Below are 17,521 nucleotides of genomic sequence, written 5' to 3' on the forward strand. Positions count from 1 at the left end.
CCAGAGACAGGGGGTCCGCGAAAAGGGTTGCGCGGGGCGCGGACGCGAAAGGGGCGGGACCGGCCGTTCGGCCGTGTCCCGCCCCTACGGCCCCGGCGTCGGGGCGGTGTCGGCCGGCGCGCCGGGGCGTTCCGCCCTACAGGACCCTGCCCTTCAGGCGGAGGAGGAGCGTCCGGATCTTCGTCGGCGTGTTCGCCTGGCTCGCGTCCACCTCGAGTGACCGCACGAACGCGTAGCGGTTCGTCAGCGGGAAGAACGGCGGACGGTTCTGCGTCGCCTGGCAGCGATCGGGGGTGTGCAGCGTGCGGAACCCCGAGTTGGTGACCGAGCTCGAGTAGACGGACGAATAAGTCCGCATCGCCAGCCCACCGGTGACGGCGAAGCAGCCGCCATTGGAGTCGGTCGACCCCGCGCCGTCGTCGGGGCACGGGAGCTGCGCCGAGTTCGCCCCCTGTGTCACGTTCGGCTGCTCGACACCGACCGTGCCCGTGAGGCTCATCAGGTTCGCCTGCACGGAGAAGCGGGGCTCCCCGCCGAAGTGACCCGAGATGCTCGAGCCGAGGAAGCTGGAGAGGCGCCGCACGCGCGAGGTGAGGCCGGAGACGACGAGGACGTCGCCTGTGGCGAGGAGCCCGAGGCGGTCAGTGCACGCGGCTTCGTCGGCGTCGTTGGGGTCACGTTGCTGGAGCAGCTGGTCGACGATCACCGCGCGCCCGGCGACGCGCAGCGTCACGGGGCCGGCGACGCGACCGCTCACGTAGACCGGGCCGCTCGTGGCGCTGATGACGCCGCGCGCATTGGTGTTGTATGCGCTGTGCAGGGGCCAGAGGTACGGACGCTCGACCGACTGCACCACCGAGTCCGGGGCGGAGCCGATGGGCGTGCCCGCGAAGGCGCGCCAACTCCCGACGTCGAAGAGCGTACTGAAGACGCAACGCCCCGATCCGCTGCTGCTGACCTGGCACTGGCGACTGCGGATCGAGAAGGTCGTGTCACTGCCGCCGTATCCGTTGGGGGAACTCAGGGGCCATCCACCGGGCGGCGCCACGACGCCGAAGGGCACGGTGTCCGCGGCGGTGCCGGTGATCGCGCCGGCTGAATTCGTCATGCGCTCGGACGGCATGAGATACGGCGAGCCGGCCGGGAAGCAGCGCGAGGTCGGCTGTCCCATGATCGTCGTGACGGCATTGAGATCGTAGTCATCCATCTGGTTCATCGTGCCCGCGCTGACGGTCGGGTACGAACCGGCAGCGGCGGAGACGACGACCGAGTAGACGTACGACCGACGATGGGCCGAGATCGGGAAGAAGTGCCACCGCCCCGCGCGGAGATAGAACGCCCCGCACTGGTTCTGCACGATCGGGTCGTCCCACTGGAGCCAGGTCGTGCCGAAGAAGCTGTAGGTCACGGGGGAGGCGCGCAGCCGCGTCGTATCCCCGCCCGTCGCCGCCGCGTCGAACACGCGCGCGAACCCTTCGGTGGCCTCGACGGTGCCGTCGCCATCGATGTCGTAGGCGACGAACTCGAGCCGCGTCCCGCGCGCGCCACCCGAGACCGGCGCGAACGAGAGGTTCGCCGCGGACGCGAGCGTGTCGAGGCGGGGGAAGGTCGAGTCGCGCGGATAGGTGATCCTGGCGATCCCGACGATGCTGTCGATGTCGAAGGTGCCGGTGCCCGTCACTGAACCGACGGCGGTCACCGTGTCACGATAGCGATTTCCCGACGACGACTGGCGCCAGGTCCCGTTGGTGTGCACGCGGCCGTTCACCACGGCCGGTCCGTGCGTCGCGGTGGAGGGGAACGAGTCGACGAAGTAGCCGTACCGCGAGAAGCTCTCACGCCGCAGGTCGAGGCGGCGCACGTAGCGCGTGCCCCCCTGGTCATAGGCGGCCGCGATGAGCGTCACCGTCGGGAGCCCTCGACCAGTGGTATCGCCGGTCGCCGCCGCATACAGGTTCACGCGGACGCGGGGGATCACCGCCCCGGACGCATCGCGGATCTGGAGGCCGGCGAGCACCTGCCGCATGCCGGTGTCCGGGACCGCGAACGATGAGTCGCGCTCGAGTCGCGAGCGCACCATCTCCAGCGCCGATTCAGCCGCCAGCCGATACTCGCGCTCCTTGTCATAGAACGCCGAGAGCAGGTTCGCGCTCGAGGACATGAAGATCGCCGCGATCGAGAGGCCGGCGATCGCGAGCGTCATGAGCAGGACGAGGATGAGGGCCGAGCCCCGGCGCGCGCGCATCATGGCAGCGTGAAGGTCGGCGCCACCGCGCGCGTGGAGGCGCCGGTGCAGTCGAGGGCGCGCACACCGTACTCGTACGTGCCGCTCACGAGCGGCAACGTGTGAATGAACTCGTAGTCCGACTGCCGGGTCGCCGGCACCGACGCCAGGACCTTCCAGTCGCCGCCGTTGAGGCGCCACTCGAGGAGGTACTGTCGCACGTCGAGCGACCCGCTCCCGTCATCCGACGAGGCGTCCCAGTCGATGTCCACGCGGAACGGTCGCGAGTTGGTGGTCTTGTTGGCATCGAACGCCGGCGGGGCCGAAGGCGCCGCGCCACACCCGGTCGTCAGCCGCGTCGAGGCGTTCGGCAGCACCGTCGTCCACTGCACCGTCCGGATCGTCTCGGCGCCCGTCGTCCGATTGCGGTAGAATCCCGCCGCGCGGATGCCGACCGAGCGGATCGAGTCCACCGCGAGCGAATCCCACCAGAGCGGGAGCCGTGAGGCCGCGATCCGCGTGAGGACACCGGCCACGGGCCGATAGTAGGCGAAGAAAGCCGAGTCGGCCGGCACGTGCAGGTTGCGGACGACCTGCACCGAGTCGCGCGCGTTGACCCGTCGCCAGAGTACGTAGATGTCGCTCCGCCCCGACACGGTATCGGGATGGAGGAAGTAGCTGATCGTCTCGTTCCGGCTCACCGTCCCGGCGCCGTCGAGATAGTCCTGCGAGGGATACGAGCGCCCGCCCTTCGGCACCGCGGCCGCATCGGCGAACCGCCACGACACGGTGAGGGAGGTCGCCGCCCCCGATTCGACGTCGGCCGCACCGGGGTCGAGCGAATCGCTCGCGAGCAGGTTCGCGTTGAACGAGATCCCCATGGGGCCGGCGTAGACGAGCAGGGGTTGGCCGGGGTCGGCCGTCGCGAGGCGGAGGTCGGAGTCGACGGCGCGCTGCGCGTACCGTGCGACCTGGTCCGCATCGAGCCGCCCCGCGCTCTGGCCCAGCGCGTTGGTCTGCGCCCGTACGAACGGCAGCGTGATCGCGAAGACCGCGAGCGTCAGGGTCATCGCGACGATGATCTCGACGATGGTGAAGCCGCCGCGCGGGCGCTGCCGGGGCCGATTCATCGGAACGCGGCGATCACGGCCGTCTTCTTCAGGGGGCGACTCAGCACGGCCGCGCTCACGGTCACGGTCACGGTCACGAAATCCGTCGTGTCGTTCTGCGTGCGCACGGCGGCGGTCGTGCGCGTGTATCCCGTGTAGCCCGACATCGGCGGGTTCGCCCCCGAGGTCGCGGGCGTTTCGGTGGTGCCGTTGTAGGTCGAAACGAGCGTCGTGTACGTCGTGTGCCCGCGGATCGCCTCGAGGCGCGCCGCCGCGAGGTCGCTGGCGACGGCGAGGTTCGCCGAGTCGCGCGCCGCCCGCGTGAACGCCTGGCCGAATCGCGACATGGCGAGCATGACGCCGGCGAGGATGACGATGGCGAACATCACCTCGATGATCGTCATGCCGCGGCGGACGCGGAGGCGGTGGGCGGGCATTCGGGCGGGCACGGGGACAGGTGGGACCGGACGAGAGGATGACGCGCCGGACCGCCTCGTGTCACATCGTGACAGGCGACCCCCCGGGGCGTACCTTATCTTCAGGAGCAGGTCCCGTGCCGGGACCGCGCCGCTCGCCGCCCTACCCTGTCGGAGGTCCGGATCTTGGCCGCCATCGCCACCATGCTCCCCGACGCGCGGGCACTGCAGCGCGTCAACGCCGCCGTGAAGAACGAGCATCGCCTCGTCCACTGCCGCACCTGGGAGGAACTCGAGGTCGCCTGCCGCGACGAGGAGGTCTCGCTCGCGATCATCGACCTGTTCTCCGACGGGCAGGCCCGCTTCGACATGGTCCGACGGCTGAAGATGCGCGCCGAGCGCCTCACGCTCGTGGCGTACGTAAACCTGTCGGCCGAGCGCGCCCGCGACCTCTTCGACGCCGGCCGCGCCGGCTTCGACGGTCTCCTCCTGCTCGGGCAGGATGACACGCCTGCCGCGTTCCGCGCGGTCCTCGAGCGTGCGACCGCCCGCGGCGCGGCGCAGCTCCTGCGTCCGCACCTCGCCACCGTCGAACCGCTCGTCCGCGACGCGGTCATGGTCGCCGTCACCCGCGCCCACCTCCGCCTCACCTCGCACCGGCTCGCCGAGATCTGCGGCTCACCCAAGCGCACCTTGCTGCTCGCCCTCGAACGCGCCGGCTTCCCGCCGCCACAGAAGCTCCTCGCCTGGGGGCGCCTCATCGTCGCCGCCCAGATGCTGGAGGACCCGGCCAAGGCCGCCGACGCCGTCGCGCGTCAGCTCGACTTCCCCTCCGGCTCGGCCTTCCGCAACACCTGCCAGCGCTATCTCGGGGCCACGCCGCACGAGATCCGGGACCACGGCGGCGCCGCCTGGGCGGCCGGCAAGTTCCTGCAGGAGTTGGGGAAGGCCCGCGGGGGCTGATGAGCCGCACGCGCGCGGCAGCGCGGCAGCTCAGTTGTCGCGCTGCCGCCAGCCGCCCGCGCCGTTCGACCAGAAACCCGTGCGGGCGGTCGCGCCGATGATCGTCATCGCGCGGAAGTCCTCGTCACGGTGGCGCGGAGACCCGATGTAGACGACGGCGTCGCCGCTCAGCGCGCCGTTCGGCCCGATCCGGATCGCCCGCTGGAGCGGATTCCCCGTCTCCACCACGCCGGATCCGGTGATGTATGCCGCCGCGACTCCGTCGATCGTGCTCGGCGGCGCCTGGAACTCCGCGCCGTCCGCGAGCGGCCGATACCGCACCGTGTCGGTCGCGTCCATCACGCCGTTGTTGTTGTAGTCCTGGAGGATCCGCAGGCGGTGGTTGTTCGCGTCGAACATCACCTGCACCGCGACGTTCTTCGTGATGGCGGTCTGCTGCGCCCCGATGATCGCGTTCTGCATGAGGCGGATGTTCGCGTCCATCCGGAACCCCCAGAAGCTCACCCGCGTGACCGCGAACCCGGCGACGATGCCGATGAGCGCGAGCACGAACAGGATCTCGACGAGGGTGAAGCCGCGAGCGGCGCGGGGGCGGGGCATCCGACAATTACGCCCGCCCCCACCGTGGCGTCACACCCCCGATGCGCGTACGCTTCCCGCATGCGCATCGTCGGACTCACCGGGAACATCGCGGCAGGGAAGAGCGCGGTCGCCGCACGACTCGCGGCGCACGGCGTGCCGGTCGTCGACGCCGATCGGCTGGCCCGCGAGGCGGTCGCCCCCGGCTCCCCCGCCCTCGCGGCGATCGTCGCGCGCTGGGGTCCGTCGGTCCGCCTTCCCGACGGCACCCTCGATCGCGGGGCGTTGCGGCGCATCGTCTTCGCCGATCCGACCGAACGACGGGCCCTCGACGCGATCGTCCACCCCGAGGTCGCGCGCCTCCGGGACGCGGCGCTCGCGGCGCACCGCGCCCACGGCGAGCGCCTCGTCGTGTGCGACATCCCGTTGCTGTTCGAGGCCGGGCTCGAGGACACCGTGGACCACATCGTGCTCGTCGATGCGCCAGCCGTCTTGCGTCGCGAACGCCTGCTCCGCGACCGCGGTCTCGCGCCCGAGGACGCCGACGCGATGATCGCCGCACAGCGGCCGAGCGCGGAGAAGCGCGGCCGGTCGCAGGACATCATCGACAACACCGGCACCCGGGCCGAGCTCGACGCGGCGGTCGACGCGCTCCATGAGCGGTTGCTCGCCCTCGCCGCCGGTCCGCCATCAGCTTGACCCTCGCCCCGGGCGCAGGTAGCCTTCGATTCCGAACGTCCCGAACACACACCCCCCGCCGCACCGGAGCCACGCGTGTCGTCCATCCCGCAGGACCTCCTCTACACCGCCGACCACGAGTACGTGAAGAAGACCGCCGACGCGACCGTGGTCCTCGTCGGGATCACCGACTACGCGCAGGGCGAACTCGGCGACATCGTCTTCCTCGACCTCCCCGCCGCCGGCAAGAAGTTCGGCCACCATGAGGTCTTCGGTACGGTCGAGGCGGTGAAGGCGGTCTCCGAGCTCTACTCGCCGCTCGCCGGCGAGGTACTCGAGGTGAATCCCAAGCTCGAGGGAGAGCCGGCGCTCGTGAACACCGACCCGTATGGGGACGGCTGGATGATCAAGGTCAAGATCGATCCGTCGGCGCTGAACGGCCTCATGGATGCGGCGGCGTACACCAAGCATCTCGGCTGATCCCGCTCAACTGCTCTCGCCACAGAGAGCACAGAGAGCACAGAGGACACAGAGGACGGCGGAGGGAAGCGAATCGAAGGGGGCGCGGCGGACATTTCTGTCCCCCGCGCCCCCTTTTCGAAACAGTGCTCCGTCGTTCTCTGTGCCCTCTGTGTCCTCTGCGGTGAACGCGGTCGCCGTTCACCACGCATCAGTCATCAGGCCGACGCGTACTCCTCGATCGGCGGGCACGAGCAGACCAGGTTGCGGTCGCCGAACGCCGACTCGACGCGCCCGACCGCCGGCCAGAACTTCCGCTCGCGCACCCAGGCCAACGGGAACGCCGCCCGCTCGCGCGAATAGCCGCGCGACCAGCCATCGCTCAGCGTCACCTCGAGCGTGTGCGGCGCATGGTGCAGCGGGTTGTCCTCCTTCCCGAGCACCCCGGACTCGATGTCCTTGATCTCGCCGTGGATCGCGATGAGCGCGTCGCAGAACCGGTCGAGCTCCGCCTTCGACTCCGATTCCGTCGGCTCGATCATGAGCGTCCCCGCCACGGGGAAGCTGACCGTCGGCGCATGGAAGCCGTAGTCCATCAGGCGCTTGGCGATGTCCTCCACCTCGACACCCGACGACACCTTCAACGGCCGCGTGTCGATGATGCACTCGTGCGCGACGCGCCCGTTCTTCCCCTTGTAGAGCACCTCGTAGTGCCCGCGGAGCTGGTGCGCGACGTAGTTCGCGTTGAGGATCGCGATCTTCGTGCTCTCGGTGAGCCCCTCGCTCCCCATCAGGTCGATGTACATCATCGAGATCGGGAGGATGCTCGCCGAGCCCCAGGGCGCCGCCGAGACCGCGCCGATGCCCTGCTCGCCACCGGTCCGCACCACGGAGTGGCTCGGCAGGAACGGCGCGAGGTGCGCCACCACGCCGATCGGGCCCATGCCCGGGCCGCCGCCGCCATGCGGGATGCAGAACGTCTTGTGCAGGTTGAGATGGCAGACGTCCGCGCCGATGTCGCCGGGCCGGCAGAGACCGACCATCGCATTCATGTTGGCGCCGTCCAGGTACACCTGGCCGCCATGCTCATGGATGATCGCGCAGATGTCCTTGATGCTCTCCTCGAACACGCCGTGCGTGCTCGGGTACGTCACCATCAGCGCGGCGAGGTTGGCCGAGTGCTGCTCGGCCTTCGCGCGCAGGTCGCCCACGTCGATGTTGCCGCTCGCGTCGGTCTTCACCACGACGACGCTCATCCCGGCCATCACCGCCGAGGCGGGATTGGTGCCGTGCGCCGACTGGGGAATGAGGCACACCGTGCGATGGCCCTGCCCGCGCGCCCGATGGAAGGCGCGGATCACGAGCAGGCCCGCGTACTCGCCCTGCGAACCGGCGTTGGGCTGCAGCGAGACGGCGGAGAAGCCGGTCACCTCGGCGAGCGCCTTCTCAAGCCGCTCGAACATCGAGGTGAAGCCCTTGGCCTGCGCCCGCGGCGCGAACGGATGGATGCCGCCGACCTCACGCCAGGTCACCGGGAACATCTCGGCGGACGCGTTGAGCTTCATCGTGCAGCTGCCCAGCGCGATCATCGAGTGCGTGAGCGAGAGGTCGCGCGACTCGAGCTTGCGCATGTAGCGGAGCATCTCGGTCTCGCTGTGGTACTTCGAGAAGACCGGGTGCGTGCAGAAGGTCGAGGTCCGGGCGAAGCGCTCGTCGTAGCGCGCGTCCACGGCCTGGCCCAGCGCCGCGAGGTCGAGCCCGTGTGCGCGGCCGCCGTTGAACGCGTCGAGCAGGTCGCTCACATCCTGCACCGTCGTGTTCTCGCCCGTCGACACGCCGAGCGTGCGGCCGTCGATCACCCGGACGTTGATCCCCGCCGCGTCGAGCGCGCCGAGGATCGTGTCACGCTGCGCGCCGACATCCACCGTGACGGTGTCGAAGCTCACCGCCGGCGCCGGCGTCAGCCCGAGCTTGCGCAGCCCCGCCGCGAAGGTCTCGCTGCGATGGTGCACGCGCGCGGCGATGCGCTTGAGCCCCTCCGGCCCATGCCAGACCGCGTACATGCCGGCCATGACCGCGAGCAACACCTGCGCGGTGCAGACGTTCGACGTCGCCTTCTCGCGGCGGATGTGCTGCTCGCGGGTCTGCAGCGCCATGCGCAGGGCCGGCCGGCCGCTCGAATCGCGCGACACGCCGATGATGCGGCCGGCGAGCTGGCGCTTGTACTCGTCCTTGGTCGCGAAGAAGGCCGCGTGCGGGCCGCCGTAGCCGTACGGCACGCCGAAGCGCTGCGAGTTGCCCACCGCGACGTCAGCCCCCCACTCCCCCGGCGGTGTGAGCAGCGTGAGGGCGAGGAGGTCCGTCGCCACGATCACCATGCCGCCGGCCGCGTGCACCCGCTCGCAGAGGGCGCGATGATCCTCGACCGCCCCGAAGGTGTTCGGGTACTGGAGCAGCACGCCGGCCGTCGTCGCATCGGGCTTCATGTCCGCCGGCGCCACCACCCGCACCGCGACCCCGCGCGCCTCGGCGCGGGCCTGCACCACCTCGATCGTCTGCGGATGCAGGTCGCTCGCGAGCAGGAAGACGTCGCGCCCGTCCTTCCCGACGATCCCATGCACCATCGTCAGCGCCTCGGCCGCCGCGGTCCCCTCGTCGAGGAGCGAGGCGTTCGCGATCGGCAGGCCGGTCAGGTCGCTCACCATCGTCTGGTAGTTGAGCAGCGCCTCGAGCCGGCCCTGCGCGATCTCCGCCTGGTAGGGCGTGTACGCCGTGTACCAGCCCGGATTCTCGAGGATGTTGCGCTGGATCACCGCCGGCGTGTGCGTGTCGTAGTAGCCCATGCCGATGAAGGCGCGACGGATGTCGTTCGCCGACATCTCGGCGCGGAACGCGGCGAGCGCCTCCTGTTCGGACTTCGCGCCGGGCAGCGCGAGCGGCCGGCGGAGCCGGATGTTCTCGGGGATCGTCGCGTCGATGAACGCATCGAGCGAGGCATAGCCCAGCGCCTGCAGCATCTCCGCGACGTCGCTCGGCGACGGGCCAAGGTGGCGGCGGATGAAGGTGTCGGGCTGGGGATGGGCGGACGTGGACACGGGGGGTTCCTCGCAGGGGGCCGACGGCCCGTTCAGTGACATCGAAAACTACACAGGGCCCGAGGCCCTCGTACATTCCCATCCATGTCCGGACCCATCCTCGACCCCACCCCCCAGCCCCGCATGCGCTCCTCGACCCGCGTCGTCGAGGTCACACGCGCCGGGGCCAGCTTCGGCTCCGCCCTCGCGATCGTGATCTCGTGGAGCGTGAACCACTCCATCCTCTGGGCCATCATCCACGGGCTGATGAGCTGGTTCTACGTGCTCTACTTCGCGCTCACGCGCTGACCGGGCGCGTGGCCGTCCCGTCGCTCGCCGCGCTCGCGCCACGCTGGCGCCTGCTCCACTCCGGCGCAGCGGACGGCGTGACGAACATGGCCACCGACGCGGCATTGCTCGCGCACGCGCGCCGCTCGGGCGAGGCGACGCTCCGCCTGTATGCCTGGGACGGCCCCACCCTGTCGCTCGGGCGGCACGAGCGCGCCCGCGACCTGTTCGATCCCGCGCGACTCCGTGCGGAGGGCGTCGGCGTGGTGCGACGCCCCACCGGGGGGCGCGCGCTCCTGCACCATCGCGAGGTCACCTACAGCGTCACGGCCCCCACGACCCTGACCCAGGGCGAGAGCTATACGGCGATCAATTCACTGCTCCTGGACGCGCTCGCGCGGCTCGGCGTGCGCGCCGCGCTCGCGGCGCCCCGCGGCAGGCCGCTCCGCCCCGATGGCGCGGCCTGCTTCGCCGAACCCGGCCCGGGTGAGGTGGTGGTGGACGGCGCGAAGCTCGTGGGGTCGGCGCAACTCCGCGAGGACGGCGCATTGTTGCAGCACGGCTCGATCCTCCTCGCCGACGACCAACCGATGATCGCCCGGCTGCGCGTGCCCGTCGCCACGCGCGACGGGACGACGAGTCGCGAGACCGCGCGCCCGCTGGCGGCGGCCGCGACCCTGGAGCAGACGCTCGGTCACGCCGTCGAGGCCGCCGCGGTCGAAGCAGCAGTCGCCGCCGCACTCACCGCGCGTGTGCCGGCAGACCCGCTCGACCCGGCCTTACTTCAGGCCGACCTCGCGCGTCTAGTGATTGCGTTCGCCGCCCAGGAGTGGACCTGGCGGCGGTGACGCCGTCCCCCCTGAGCCCCGATTCCGATGCGCCGATCCCCGCGTCCGCTGCTGCTCTTGGCCCCGTTGCTCCTGGCCCTCGCATGCGACGGCCTCGGTGGTGCCACCGGTGGCGGCACCGTCATCATCACCTCCGCCGCCGACGCGGACGCCCTCGTCCCGCCGCTCCGCGTCTCGATCGGCGGCCGGATGATGAGCGAGCTCCTCTACGATCCGCTCGTCGAGATCGGGGCCGACCGCGTGCCCTTCGGCGACGCCGGCTTCCAGCCGCGCCTCGCCCGGAGCTGGCGCTGGAGCGACGACTCGCTCGTGATCGTCTTCACGCTCGACCCGAAGGCGCGGTGGCACGACGGCCGTCCGGTCGTCGCGACGGACGTCGTCGCCGGCCTCGCCGCCATCCGTGACCCGGCCAACGGTTCCACGACCATGGCCGACATCCCTGACATCGACTCGGTGCACGTGATCGACGAGCGGACGGCCGCCGTGCACTTCAACGCGCGCTCCTCCGAGCAGATGTACGCGGCGTCGCTGGTCTTCCCGCTCCCGTCGCACCTGGTCGACACCATCCCGGCCGGCACGCTCCCGACCAGCGCGTACGCCCAGCAGCCCGTGGGCTCGGGCCCGTATCGCTTCGTCTCGCGCGAGCCGACGGTCCGCACCGAACTCGCGGCGGTCGAGGACCACTACCGCGGACGTCCCGGACCCGATCGCATCGTCCTCCTCGTGTCGAAGGAGCCGGCGACGGCGATCGCGAAGCTGTGGACGGAGGAGGCGGACGTGTACGATGTGCTCCCGCCCCCCGACGTCGCCGAGGCGGCGAAGCATCCGCACGTGCGGCTCGTCCGCTCGCTCGGATTCGACTACACGTTCATGGGATTCAACTTCCGCGATCCGCGCGACACGTCGCGCGCGCATCCGCTCCTCGCCGACACGCCGATGCGCCGGGCGATCGTCCACGCGATCGACCGCCAGGACGTGGTGCGGGCGCTCTTCGACACGCTCGGCGCGCAGGCCCTCGGCCCGTTCGCGCGGATCCAGGCGACCGCGGACACGACGGTCCCCCAGCCCTCCTTCGACACCGCGCGCGCGAACGCACTCCTCGACTCCCTCGGCTGGAGGACGCGGGGTGCCGACGGCATCCGCATGCGCGACGGCCGTCGACTCGCGCTGCGCGTGCTGGTGCCAGGCCCGAGCGCCAATCGCGTCCGGGCCTCGGTGGTCCTCCAGGAGCAGTTGCGTCGCGTCGGCATCGACGCACCGCTCGACAAGGTCGATGGCCAGGCGTTCGGCGCCGCGCGCGATGCCGGCAGCTGGGACCTGCTCCTCGGCGGCTGGGGCACCACGCCCAGCATGCGTGGCATCCGGGGGACGTGGGGGAGCCGGAGCCACCCCGGCTGGGGGCGCCTGAACGCCGGCAACTACTCCAACGTCGACTTCGACCGCGAGGTCGAGGCCGGCCTCGCGGCGATCACCGCCGACAGCGCGCGCGCACACTTCCGCGCGGCGTTCCGCGTGATCGCCGAGGACGTGCCCGCGACGTGGCTCTACGAGGTGACGCCCGTGAGCGCGGTGCACGCCCGCTTCGAGGTCCCGTCGTGGCGGCCCGAGGCGTGGTGGCGCACGATCCCCCTCTGGCGCCTCGACCGCTCCCGCGCGCTGCTGCGCGACGCGCGCCCCGCCGCGCAGTAGTCGCGTCGTGCGCGCGGCACTCCTCTCGCGCATCGGCCAGGCGGCGCTCGTCGTCCTCCTGGTCGTCGCGACCTGCTTCACGCTCATCCGCCTCGCGCCGGGCGATCCGTTCTTCCGCGCCCTCGACGAGGCCACCGTCACGCCGGAGCAGCGCGCCGAGCAGCGCGCGCGCTTCGGGTACGACCGTCCGGTCGTCGAGCAGTTCGTGCGCTATGCGACGAACATCGTGCGCGGCGAGTTCGGCTGGTCGCACTCGCGCGGCGAGCCCGTCTCGCGCGCGCTCGTGAAGGCGATCCCCAACTCGATGCTCCTCGCCGGCACGGCCCTCGTCCTCGCGTTCACCGCGGGGATCGCCATCGGGGCGTGGCAGGGCTGGCGGCACGGCACCCTCCTCGCGCGGGCGAGCGATGCCTTGGGCCTCGTGCTCGTCTCCATCCCCGACTTCGTGCTCGCGGTCCTGGCGGTCATGGGACCGGCGCTCGCCTGGCGGCTCTTCCCCGTCGGCGGGATGCGCACCGAGTTCGGCCCCGGCGGCGTCGAGGGTGTCGTCGACCTCCTGCACCACCTCGTACTGCCCGCCCTCACGCTCGCCATCCCCATCGGCGCGGTCGCGGCGCGATTGCAGCGCGCGGCGATGCTCGGCGTGCGCGACGCCGACTTCGTGCGCGCCGCCCGCGCGCGCGGCGCCACCGAGACGCGCATCGTCACGCACCACGCGCTGCGCAACGCACTCGTGCCCGTGCTCGCCTACGCAGGCGTGCAGGTCTCGGCGCTCATGGGCGGCGTCGTCATCATCGAGCAGGTGTTCGACTGGCCCGGGATGGGGCGACTGATGCTCGCCGCCGTGCAGGCGCGCGACTACCCGCTAGTTGCCGGGGCGGTCCTCGTGAGCAGTCTTGGCACCGTGCTCGGGACCATGGCCGCCGACGTCGCACTGCTCTGGGCCGATCCGCGGCAGCGGAGCATCGCCTGATGAGCCGGCGCGCCCGACTCGCCGTGCTCGTCCTCGTCACGCTCGCGGCCGCGGCCGTCGCGGCGCCCTGGCTCGCGCCGGCGGACCCGCGCACACAGCACGACCTCGCGCTGATCTGGCGACCGCCGAGCGACGCCTTCCCGCTGGGGACCGATTCCGCCGCACGCGACGTGCTCAGCCGCCTGCTGCACGGGAGTCGCGTCACGCTCGGTGTCGCCGGGCTCGCCGTCCTCGTCTCGCTCACGCTCGGGACGCTCGTCGGCACCGGCGCGGCGGTGCTGCGCGGGACCGCCGATGCGTTGCTCATGCGGTTCACCGACGCGATGCTCGCCTTCCCGCGACTCCTGCTCCTCATCCTCGTCGTCGCCGGCATCGGGGACCCGGGCAACGCGATGCTGGCGGTGCTCATCGGCGCGACGGGGTGGATGACGACCAGCCGTCTCGTGCGGCAGGAGACCCGCCGCATCCTCGCCACCGACTACGTCACTGGCGCGCGCGCGCTCGGCGTCCCGCGTCGCCGTCTCCTCGCGCGCCACGTGCTCCCCGCGCTCGCGCCCACCCTCGCCGCGGCCGCCGTCCTGTCGTTCGCGTCCGCCGTCCCGCTCGAGACGGGCCTCTCGTTCCTCGGGCTCGGCGTGCAGGCGCCGAATCCGAGCTGGGGGAACATCATCGCCGACGCCGACTCGCGTCCGCTCGCCCACTGGTGGCTCGTGCTGTTCCCGACCCTCGCGATCGCCGCGACGGTGATCGCCGCCAACGTGATCGCCGAGAGTGTGGCACGTGCCGCGCGCGATGCGGCCGCCCCGCGGCGCGACGAGGACGACGCGTGAGCCTGCCCCACTCGGCCGCGTGGGCAGCGGACAACGCGCTGTTGCGCGTGAGCGACCTCACCGTGCGCAGCGCCCGCGCGGCGCGTCCGCTCGTCGACGGGATCTCGTTCAGCATCGACACCGGACGCGCCCTCGGCGTCGTCGGCCGCTCCGGTGCCGGCAAGTCGACGCTCGCGCTCGCCATCGCCGGGCTCCTCCCGCGGGACGCCCGGCTCGCGGACGAGAGCGCCATCCACCTTGGCACGAGCGAGCTGCATCGGCTCGGGCCGACCGAGATGCGCGAGGTGCGCGGCCGGCGCATCGGCTACGTCTTCCAGGAGCCCGCCCTCGCGCTCGACCCGGCCATGCCGGTCGGCGACCAGGTCGCGGAGCCCGCGATCGTGCACGGCGCGCGGCCGCACGACGCGATGCAGAAGGCGATCGCGATGCTCGATCGCGTGGGCTTCGCCGATGCGCGCCGCGCCGCGCGCCGCTTCCCGCACGAGCTCTCAGGCGGCATGCGCCAGCGCGCCGTCATCGCGTCGGCCATGATGCTCTCGCCCGAGCTGCTCATCGCCGACGAGCCCACCACCGCGCTCGACCCGACGATCCAGGCCCAGGTGCTCGACCTCATCGATCGCCTGCGCGAGGAGTCGGGGACCGCGCTGCTGCTCATCTCGCACGACCTCGCGACCGTCTCCGAACGGTGCGAACGCGTGCTCACGCTCGACCGCGGCCAACTCGTCGACGACTCGATCGCGCGCGAGGCCCTCAAGCGCTGGCGCGCCTCGCGCCCGGCCGCGCCGGCGCGACCGGCGGTGCCGCCGACGCCCGCGCCGCCGCTGCTCGAGGTGCGCGACCTCTCCGTCACGTACGACGCGAGCGCGCTCTTCCCCTTCAACGCGACCCTGCCCCGACGCGTCGCTGCCGTCGCCGGCATCGACCTCACCCTCGGGCGCGGGGAGGTCGTCGCGCTCGTCGGCGAGTCGGGGTGCGGCAAGTCGAGCACCGCGCACGCGGTGCTGCGCCTCGTGGCGGCCGACGGCGGCACCGTCCGCTTCGACGGCATCGACCTCCGGGCGCTCGGGCGCGAGCCGTTGCGCCGCCTGCGGCGCCGGATGCAGCTGGTCGCACAGGACGCGGGGGCGTCGCTCACGCCGCACCTGTCGGCGGAGACGATCGTCGCCGAGGGGTTGGAGGTCCACGGACTCGCCGAGGGCACGGAGGCGCGACGTCGCGCACGCGCGCTCCTCACCGAGCTCGGGCTCGCCGCCCGCGTGGCCGATGCGACGCCGCGCGAACTCTCGAGCGGCGAGCGCCAGCGCGTCGCACTCGCGCGCGCCCTCGCGCCCGATCCCGACCTGCTCGTGTGCGACGAGCCCTTCGCGTCGATCGACGAGACCTCCCGCACGCAGGTCCTCGCCGCGCTCGAATCGCGGCGCGTCAGCCGCGGACTCGCCGTCCTCCTCGTCTCGCACGACCTGGAGATCGTCCGCCGACTGGCGTCGCGCGTCCTCGTGATGTATCTCGGCAGGGTCGTGGAGTGGTCGGAGGGCGAGGTCGCCCTCGCCGCGCCCCGCATGCCGTACACGCAGGCGCTCGTCGCGGCGATCCCCACCGGAGAGCCGTCCGCGCGCCTCCGCCGCGCGCTGTTGCGTGGCGAGCCGCCCATCTTCGCTCCCCCGCACGCCGGCTGTCCGTTCCATCCGCGCTGTCCCCATCCGTTGAAGGACGACCGGTGCACGAGCGAGCGTCCGTCGCTCCGGCCGCTCTCGCCTGACCAGCCCGACCATCGCGCTGCCTGTTGGAAGGCCACTCTCCCCCCGAGCTCATGACCCCGTCCAGTCCCTCCCCCGCGAAGCCGGTCAGTGCCGACCTGGCACCGTTCGTCAACGACAAGCGCTTCTTCGGCCACCCCCTCGGACTCTCGACGCTCTTCGCGACCGAGATGTGGGAGCGATTCTCGTTCTACGGCCTGCGGCCGCTGCTCATCCTGTTCATGTCGGCCGCGCTGGCCGAGGGCGGCTTCGGCTTCGACCGCACCGATGCGGCGACGATCGTCGGCATCTACGCGGCCTCGGTCTACCTCGCCTCGCTCCCCGGCGGCTGGATCGCCGATCGCCTCCTCGGTCTCAGGCGCGCCATCCTCCTCGGCGCGATGCTCATCACCAGCGGCCACCTCTCCATCGGCCTCTCGGGCGTCGCCGGCGCCGGCGCCGGGAAGATCTTCTTCTTCCTCGGCCTCATCCTGATCGTCCTCGGCACCGGCCTCCTCAAGCCGAACATCTCGGCGATCGTGGGGGACCTGTATCCCGAGGGGGGCGCCCGACGCGACGCCGGCTTCTCGATCTTCTACATGGGCATCAACACCGGCGCGTTCGTCGGGCAGCTCGTCACCGGCTGGCTCGGCGAGCGCGTGAGCTGGCACTACGGCTTCGGCGCCGCCGGCGTGGGCATGCTCGCGGGCCTGCTCTGGTTCTGGCTCCGCCAGCAGGCGACGCTCGGCCCCATCGGCAAGGATATCGTGCGCGACCCCGATCCCGCGGTGCAGGCGCGACGCGAGTCCACCGTGCGGAACTGGGCGCTCGGCGGGCTCGCGACGCTCGGCGCCGTCTTCGCCGCGGCAGCGGCCGGGCTCGTCACGCTCTCGCCGCAGGCGATCGGCCAGTCGATGACCGTCGTGCTCGTCGGGGTGGCCGTCGCCTACTTCAGTTACATCTTCATCTTCGGCGGCCTCGATGGCGACGAGAAGAAGCGCGTCGCGGTCATCTTCGTGCTGTTCGTCTTCGCCGCGATCTTCTGGGCCGCCTTCGAGCAGGCCCCCACCTCGCTCAACCTCTTCGCCAACGACTTCACCGATCGCTCGCTGTTCGGGTGGGAGGTCCCGGCGACCTGGTTCCAGTCGATCAACTCGGCGTTCATCATCCTCTTCGCGCCGGTCTTCGCCGCCGTCTGGGTGTGGATGGCGAAGTCGGGGATCGAGCTGTCGAGCCCCGCGAAGTTCACGCTCGGGCTCGCCGTGACCACCGTCGGCTTCGCGATCATGATCAGCGCGGCGAACGCGGTCGTCGCCAGTGGCGGCACGGTGAAGGTCTCGCCCTGGTTCCTCATCGTCTCCTACCTGCTGCAGACCTTCGGCGAGCTCTGCATTAGTCCGGTCGGCCTCTCGTCGATGACGAAGCTCGCGCCGCGCGCCTACGTCGGGCAGATGATGGGCATCTGGTTCCTCGCGACGTCGGTCGGGAACCTCGTCGCCGGGCTCGTCGGGGGGCACGTCGACCCCACCAAGCTGGAGCAGACGCCGCTCGTCTTCACCGGCACGACGATCGCGCTGCTCGCCTCGACGCTCATCCTCGCGGCGATGATCGTCCCCATCCGCCGGATGATGGCCAACGTGCGCTAGCGCTCGGCG

General features: G+C 71.5%; 15 protein-coding genes. 10 read left to right on the forward strand and 5 right to left on the reverse strand.

The features are described from left to right. Positions 1-136: 136 nt before the first annotated feature. The 3 genes from IPJ78_02090 to IPJ78_02100 are packed head-to-tail and all read right to left on the reverse strand — an operon-like array spanning position 137 to position 3,770. Positions 137-2,245 carry a hypothetical protein gene (locus IPJ78_02090; protein ID MBK7905334.1) on the reverse strand — a complete coding sequence of 703 codons (2,109 nt, stop codon included), beginning with the start codon at positions 2,243-2,245 and terminating at the stop codon, positions 137-139. After that, entirely contained in the window at positions 2,245-3,354 is a 1,110-nt protein-coding gene (locus IPJ78_02095; GenBank protein ID MBK7905335.1) for a hypothetical protein, read from the reverse strand. The genes IPJ78_02090 and IPJ78_02095 overlap by 1 nt, the downstream gene beginning before the upstream one ends. Next, positions 3,351-3,770 (reverse strand): type II secretion system protein, encoded by a 420-nt coding sequence (locus IPJ78_02100; GenBank protein MBK7905336.1) that lies wholly within the window; start codon positions 3,768-3,770, stop codon positions 3,351-3,353. Before IPJ78_02100 ends, IPJ78_02095 begins: the two co-directional genes overlap by 4 nt. A 165-nt stretch (positions 3,771-3,935) precedes the next feature. Here IPJ78_02100 and IPJ78_02105 point away from each other — a divergent pair, with 165 nt between their 5' ends. Next, positions 3,936-4,712: a hypothetical protein gene (locus tag IPJ78_02105; GenBank protein MBK7905337.1), complete on the forward strand. Its 777-nt coding sequence runs from the start codon at positions 3,936-3,938 to the stop codon at positions 4,710-4,712. A gap of 30 nt (positions 4,713-4,742) precedes the next feature. Here the strand turns inward: IPJ78_02105 and IPJ78_02110 are convergent, their stop codons facing one another. Then, the gene (locus IPJ78_02110) at positions 4,743-5,312 is read right to left on the reverse strand and encodes a prepilin-type N-terminal cleavage/methylation domain-containing protein (protein MBK7905338.1); all 570 of its coding nucleotides are present in this window, start codon (positions 5,310-5,312) and stop codon (positions 4,743-4,745) included. A 60-nt stretch (positions 5,313-5,372) separates the two neighbouring features. Here IPJ78_02110 and IPJ78_02115 point away from each other — a divergent pair, with 60 nt between their 5' ends. Together IPJ78_02115 and gcvH are read left to right on the forward strand one after the other, a co-directional pair. Next, positions 5,373-5,990, forward strand: a complete 618-nt coding sequence (locus IPJ78_02115) for a dephospho-CoA kinase (GenBank protein MBK7905339.1) — start codon at positions 5,373-5,375, stop codon at positions 5,988-5,990. Between the two features lie 75 nt (positions 5,991-6,065). After that, a complete protein-coding gene (gene gcvH / locus IPJ78_02120) occupies positions 6,066-6,449 on the forward strand; it encodes a glycine cleavage system protein GcvH (protein MBK7905340.1) in 384 nt (127 codons plus the stop codon). A gap of 197 nt (positions 6,450-6,646) precedes the next feature. Here gcvH and gcvP read toward each other — a convergent pair whose 3' ends face one another. Continuing rightward, entirely contained in the window at positions 6,647-9,565 is a 2,919-nt protein-coding gene (gcvP, locus tag IPJ78_02125; GenBank protein MBK7905341.1) for an aminomethyl-transferring glycine dehydrogenase, read from the reverse strand. Positions 9,566-9,607: 42 nt separating this feature from the next. On the opposite strand from gcvP, the gene IPJ78_02130 reads away from it, so the two are divergent. The 7 genes from IPJ78_02130 to IPJ78_02160 are packed head-to-tail and all read left to right on the forward strand — an operon-like array spanning position 9,608 to position 17,512. Beyond that, entirely contained in the window at positions 9,608-9,811 is a 204-nt protein-coding gene (locus IPJ78_02130) for a hypothetical protein (protein MBK7905342.1), read from the forward strand. 8 nt (positions 9,812-9,819) lie between these two features. Then, on the forward strand, positions 9,820-10,638 hold the full coding sequence (locus tag IPJ78_02135) for an octanoyltransferase (protein ID MBK7905343.1): 819 nt from the start codon (positions 9,820-9,822) through the stop codon (positions 10,636-10,638). 27 nt (positions 10,639-10,665) lie between these two features. After that, a complete protein-coding gene (locus IPJ78_02140) occupies positions 10,666-12,327 on the forward strand; it encodes a peptide ABC transporter substrate-binding protein (protein MBK7905344.1) in 1,662 nt (553 codons plus the stop codon). Positions 12,328-12,334: 7 nt separating this feature from the next. After that, the gene (locus IPJ78_02145) at positions 12,335-13,300 is read left to right on the forward strand and encodes an ABC transporter permease (GenBank protein ID MBK7905345.1); all 966 of its coding nucleotides are present in this window, start codon (positions 12,335-12,337) and stop codon (positions 13,298-13,300) included. After that, complete coding sequence (locus IPJ78_02150) at positions 13,300-14,130, forward strand: ABC transporter permease (protein MBK7905346.1); 831 nt, start codon at positions 13,300-13,302, stop codon at positions 14,128-14,130. Before IPJ78_02145 ends, IPJ78_02150 begins: the two co-directional genes overlap by 1 nt. Further along, positions 14,127-15,944 (forward strand): ABC transporter ATP-binding protein, encoded by a 1,818-nt coding sequence (locus IPJ78_02155; protein ID MBK7905347.1) that lies wholly within the window; start codon positions 14,127-14,129, stop codon positions 15,942-15,944. The genes IPJ78_02150 and IPJ78_02155 overlap by 4 nt, the downstream gene beginning before the upstream one ends. Further along, entirely contained in the window at positions 15,941-17,512 is a 1,572-nt protein-coding gene (locus IPJ78_02160; GenBank protein MBK7905348.1) for a peptide MFS transporter, read from the forward strand. Before IPJ78_02155 ends, IPJ78_02160 begins: the two co-directional genes overlap by 4 nt. Positions 17,513-17,521 lie beyond the last annotated feature (9 nt).

Source organism: Gemmatimonadota bacterium, from assembly GCA_016714015.1.
Classification (GTDB): domain Bacteria; phylum Gemmatimonadota; class Gemmatimonadetes; order Gemmatimonadales; family Gemmatimonadaceae; genus Pseudogemmatithrix.

What these genes read in the sequence shown, in the direction of transcription:
- IPJ78_02110 (MBK7905338.1), bottom strand. Translation starts at nt 5,312, where the DNA reads ATGCCCCGCCCCCGCGCCGCTCGCGGCTTCACCCTCGTCGAGATCCTG.
- IPJ78_02090 (MBK7905334.1), bottom strand. Translation starts at nt 2,245, where the DNA reads ATGCGCGCGCGCCGGGGCTCGGCCCTCATCCTCGTCCTGCTCATGACG.
- IPJ78_02115 (MBK7905339.1), top strand. Translation starts at nt 5,373, where the DNA reads ATGCGCATCGTCGGACTCACCGGGAACATCGCGGCAGGGAAGAGCGCG.
- IPJ78_02140 (MBK7905344.1), top strand. Translation starts at nt 10,666, where the DNA reads ATGCGCCGATCCCCGCGTCCGCTGCTGCTCTTGGCCCCGTTGCTCCTG.
- IPJ78_02100 (MBK7905336.1), bottom strand. Translation starts at nt 3,770, where the DNA reads ATGCCCGCCCACCGCCTCCGCGTCCGCCGCGGCATGACGATCATCGAG.
- IPJ78_02150 (MBK7905346.1), top strand. Translation starts at nt 13,300, where the DNA reads ATGAGCCGGCGCGCCCGACTCGCCGTGCTCGTCCTCGTCACGCTCGCG.
- IPJ78_02095 (MBK7905335.1), bottom strand. Translation starts at nt 3,354, where the DNA reads ATGAATCGGCCCCGGCAGCGCCCGCGCGGCGGCTTCACCATCGTCGAG.
- gcvP (MBK7905341.1), bottom strand. Translation starts at nt 9,565, where the DNA reads ATGTCACTGAACGGGCCGTCGGCCCCCTGCGAGGAACCCCCCGTGTCC.
- IPJ78_02160 (MBK7905348.1), top strand. Translation starts at nt 15,941, where the DNA reads ATGACCCCGTCCAGTCCCTCCCCCGCGAAGCCGGTCAGTGCCGACCTG.
- IPJ78_02130 (MBK7905342.1), top strand. Translation starts at nt 9,608, where the DNA reads ATGTCCGGACCCATCCTCGACCCCACCCCCCAGCCCCGCATGCGCTCC.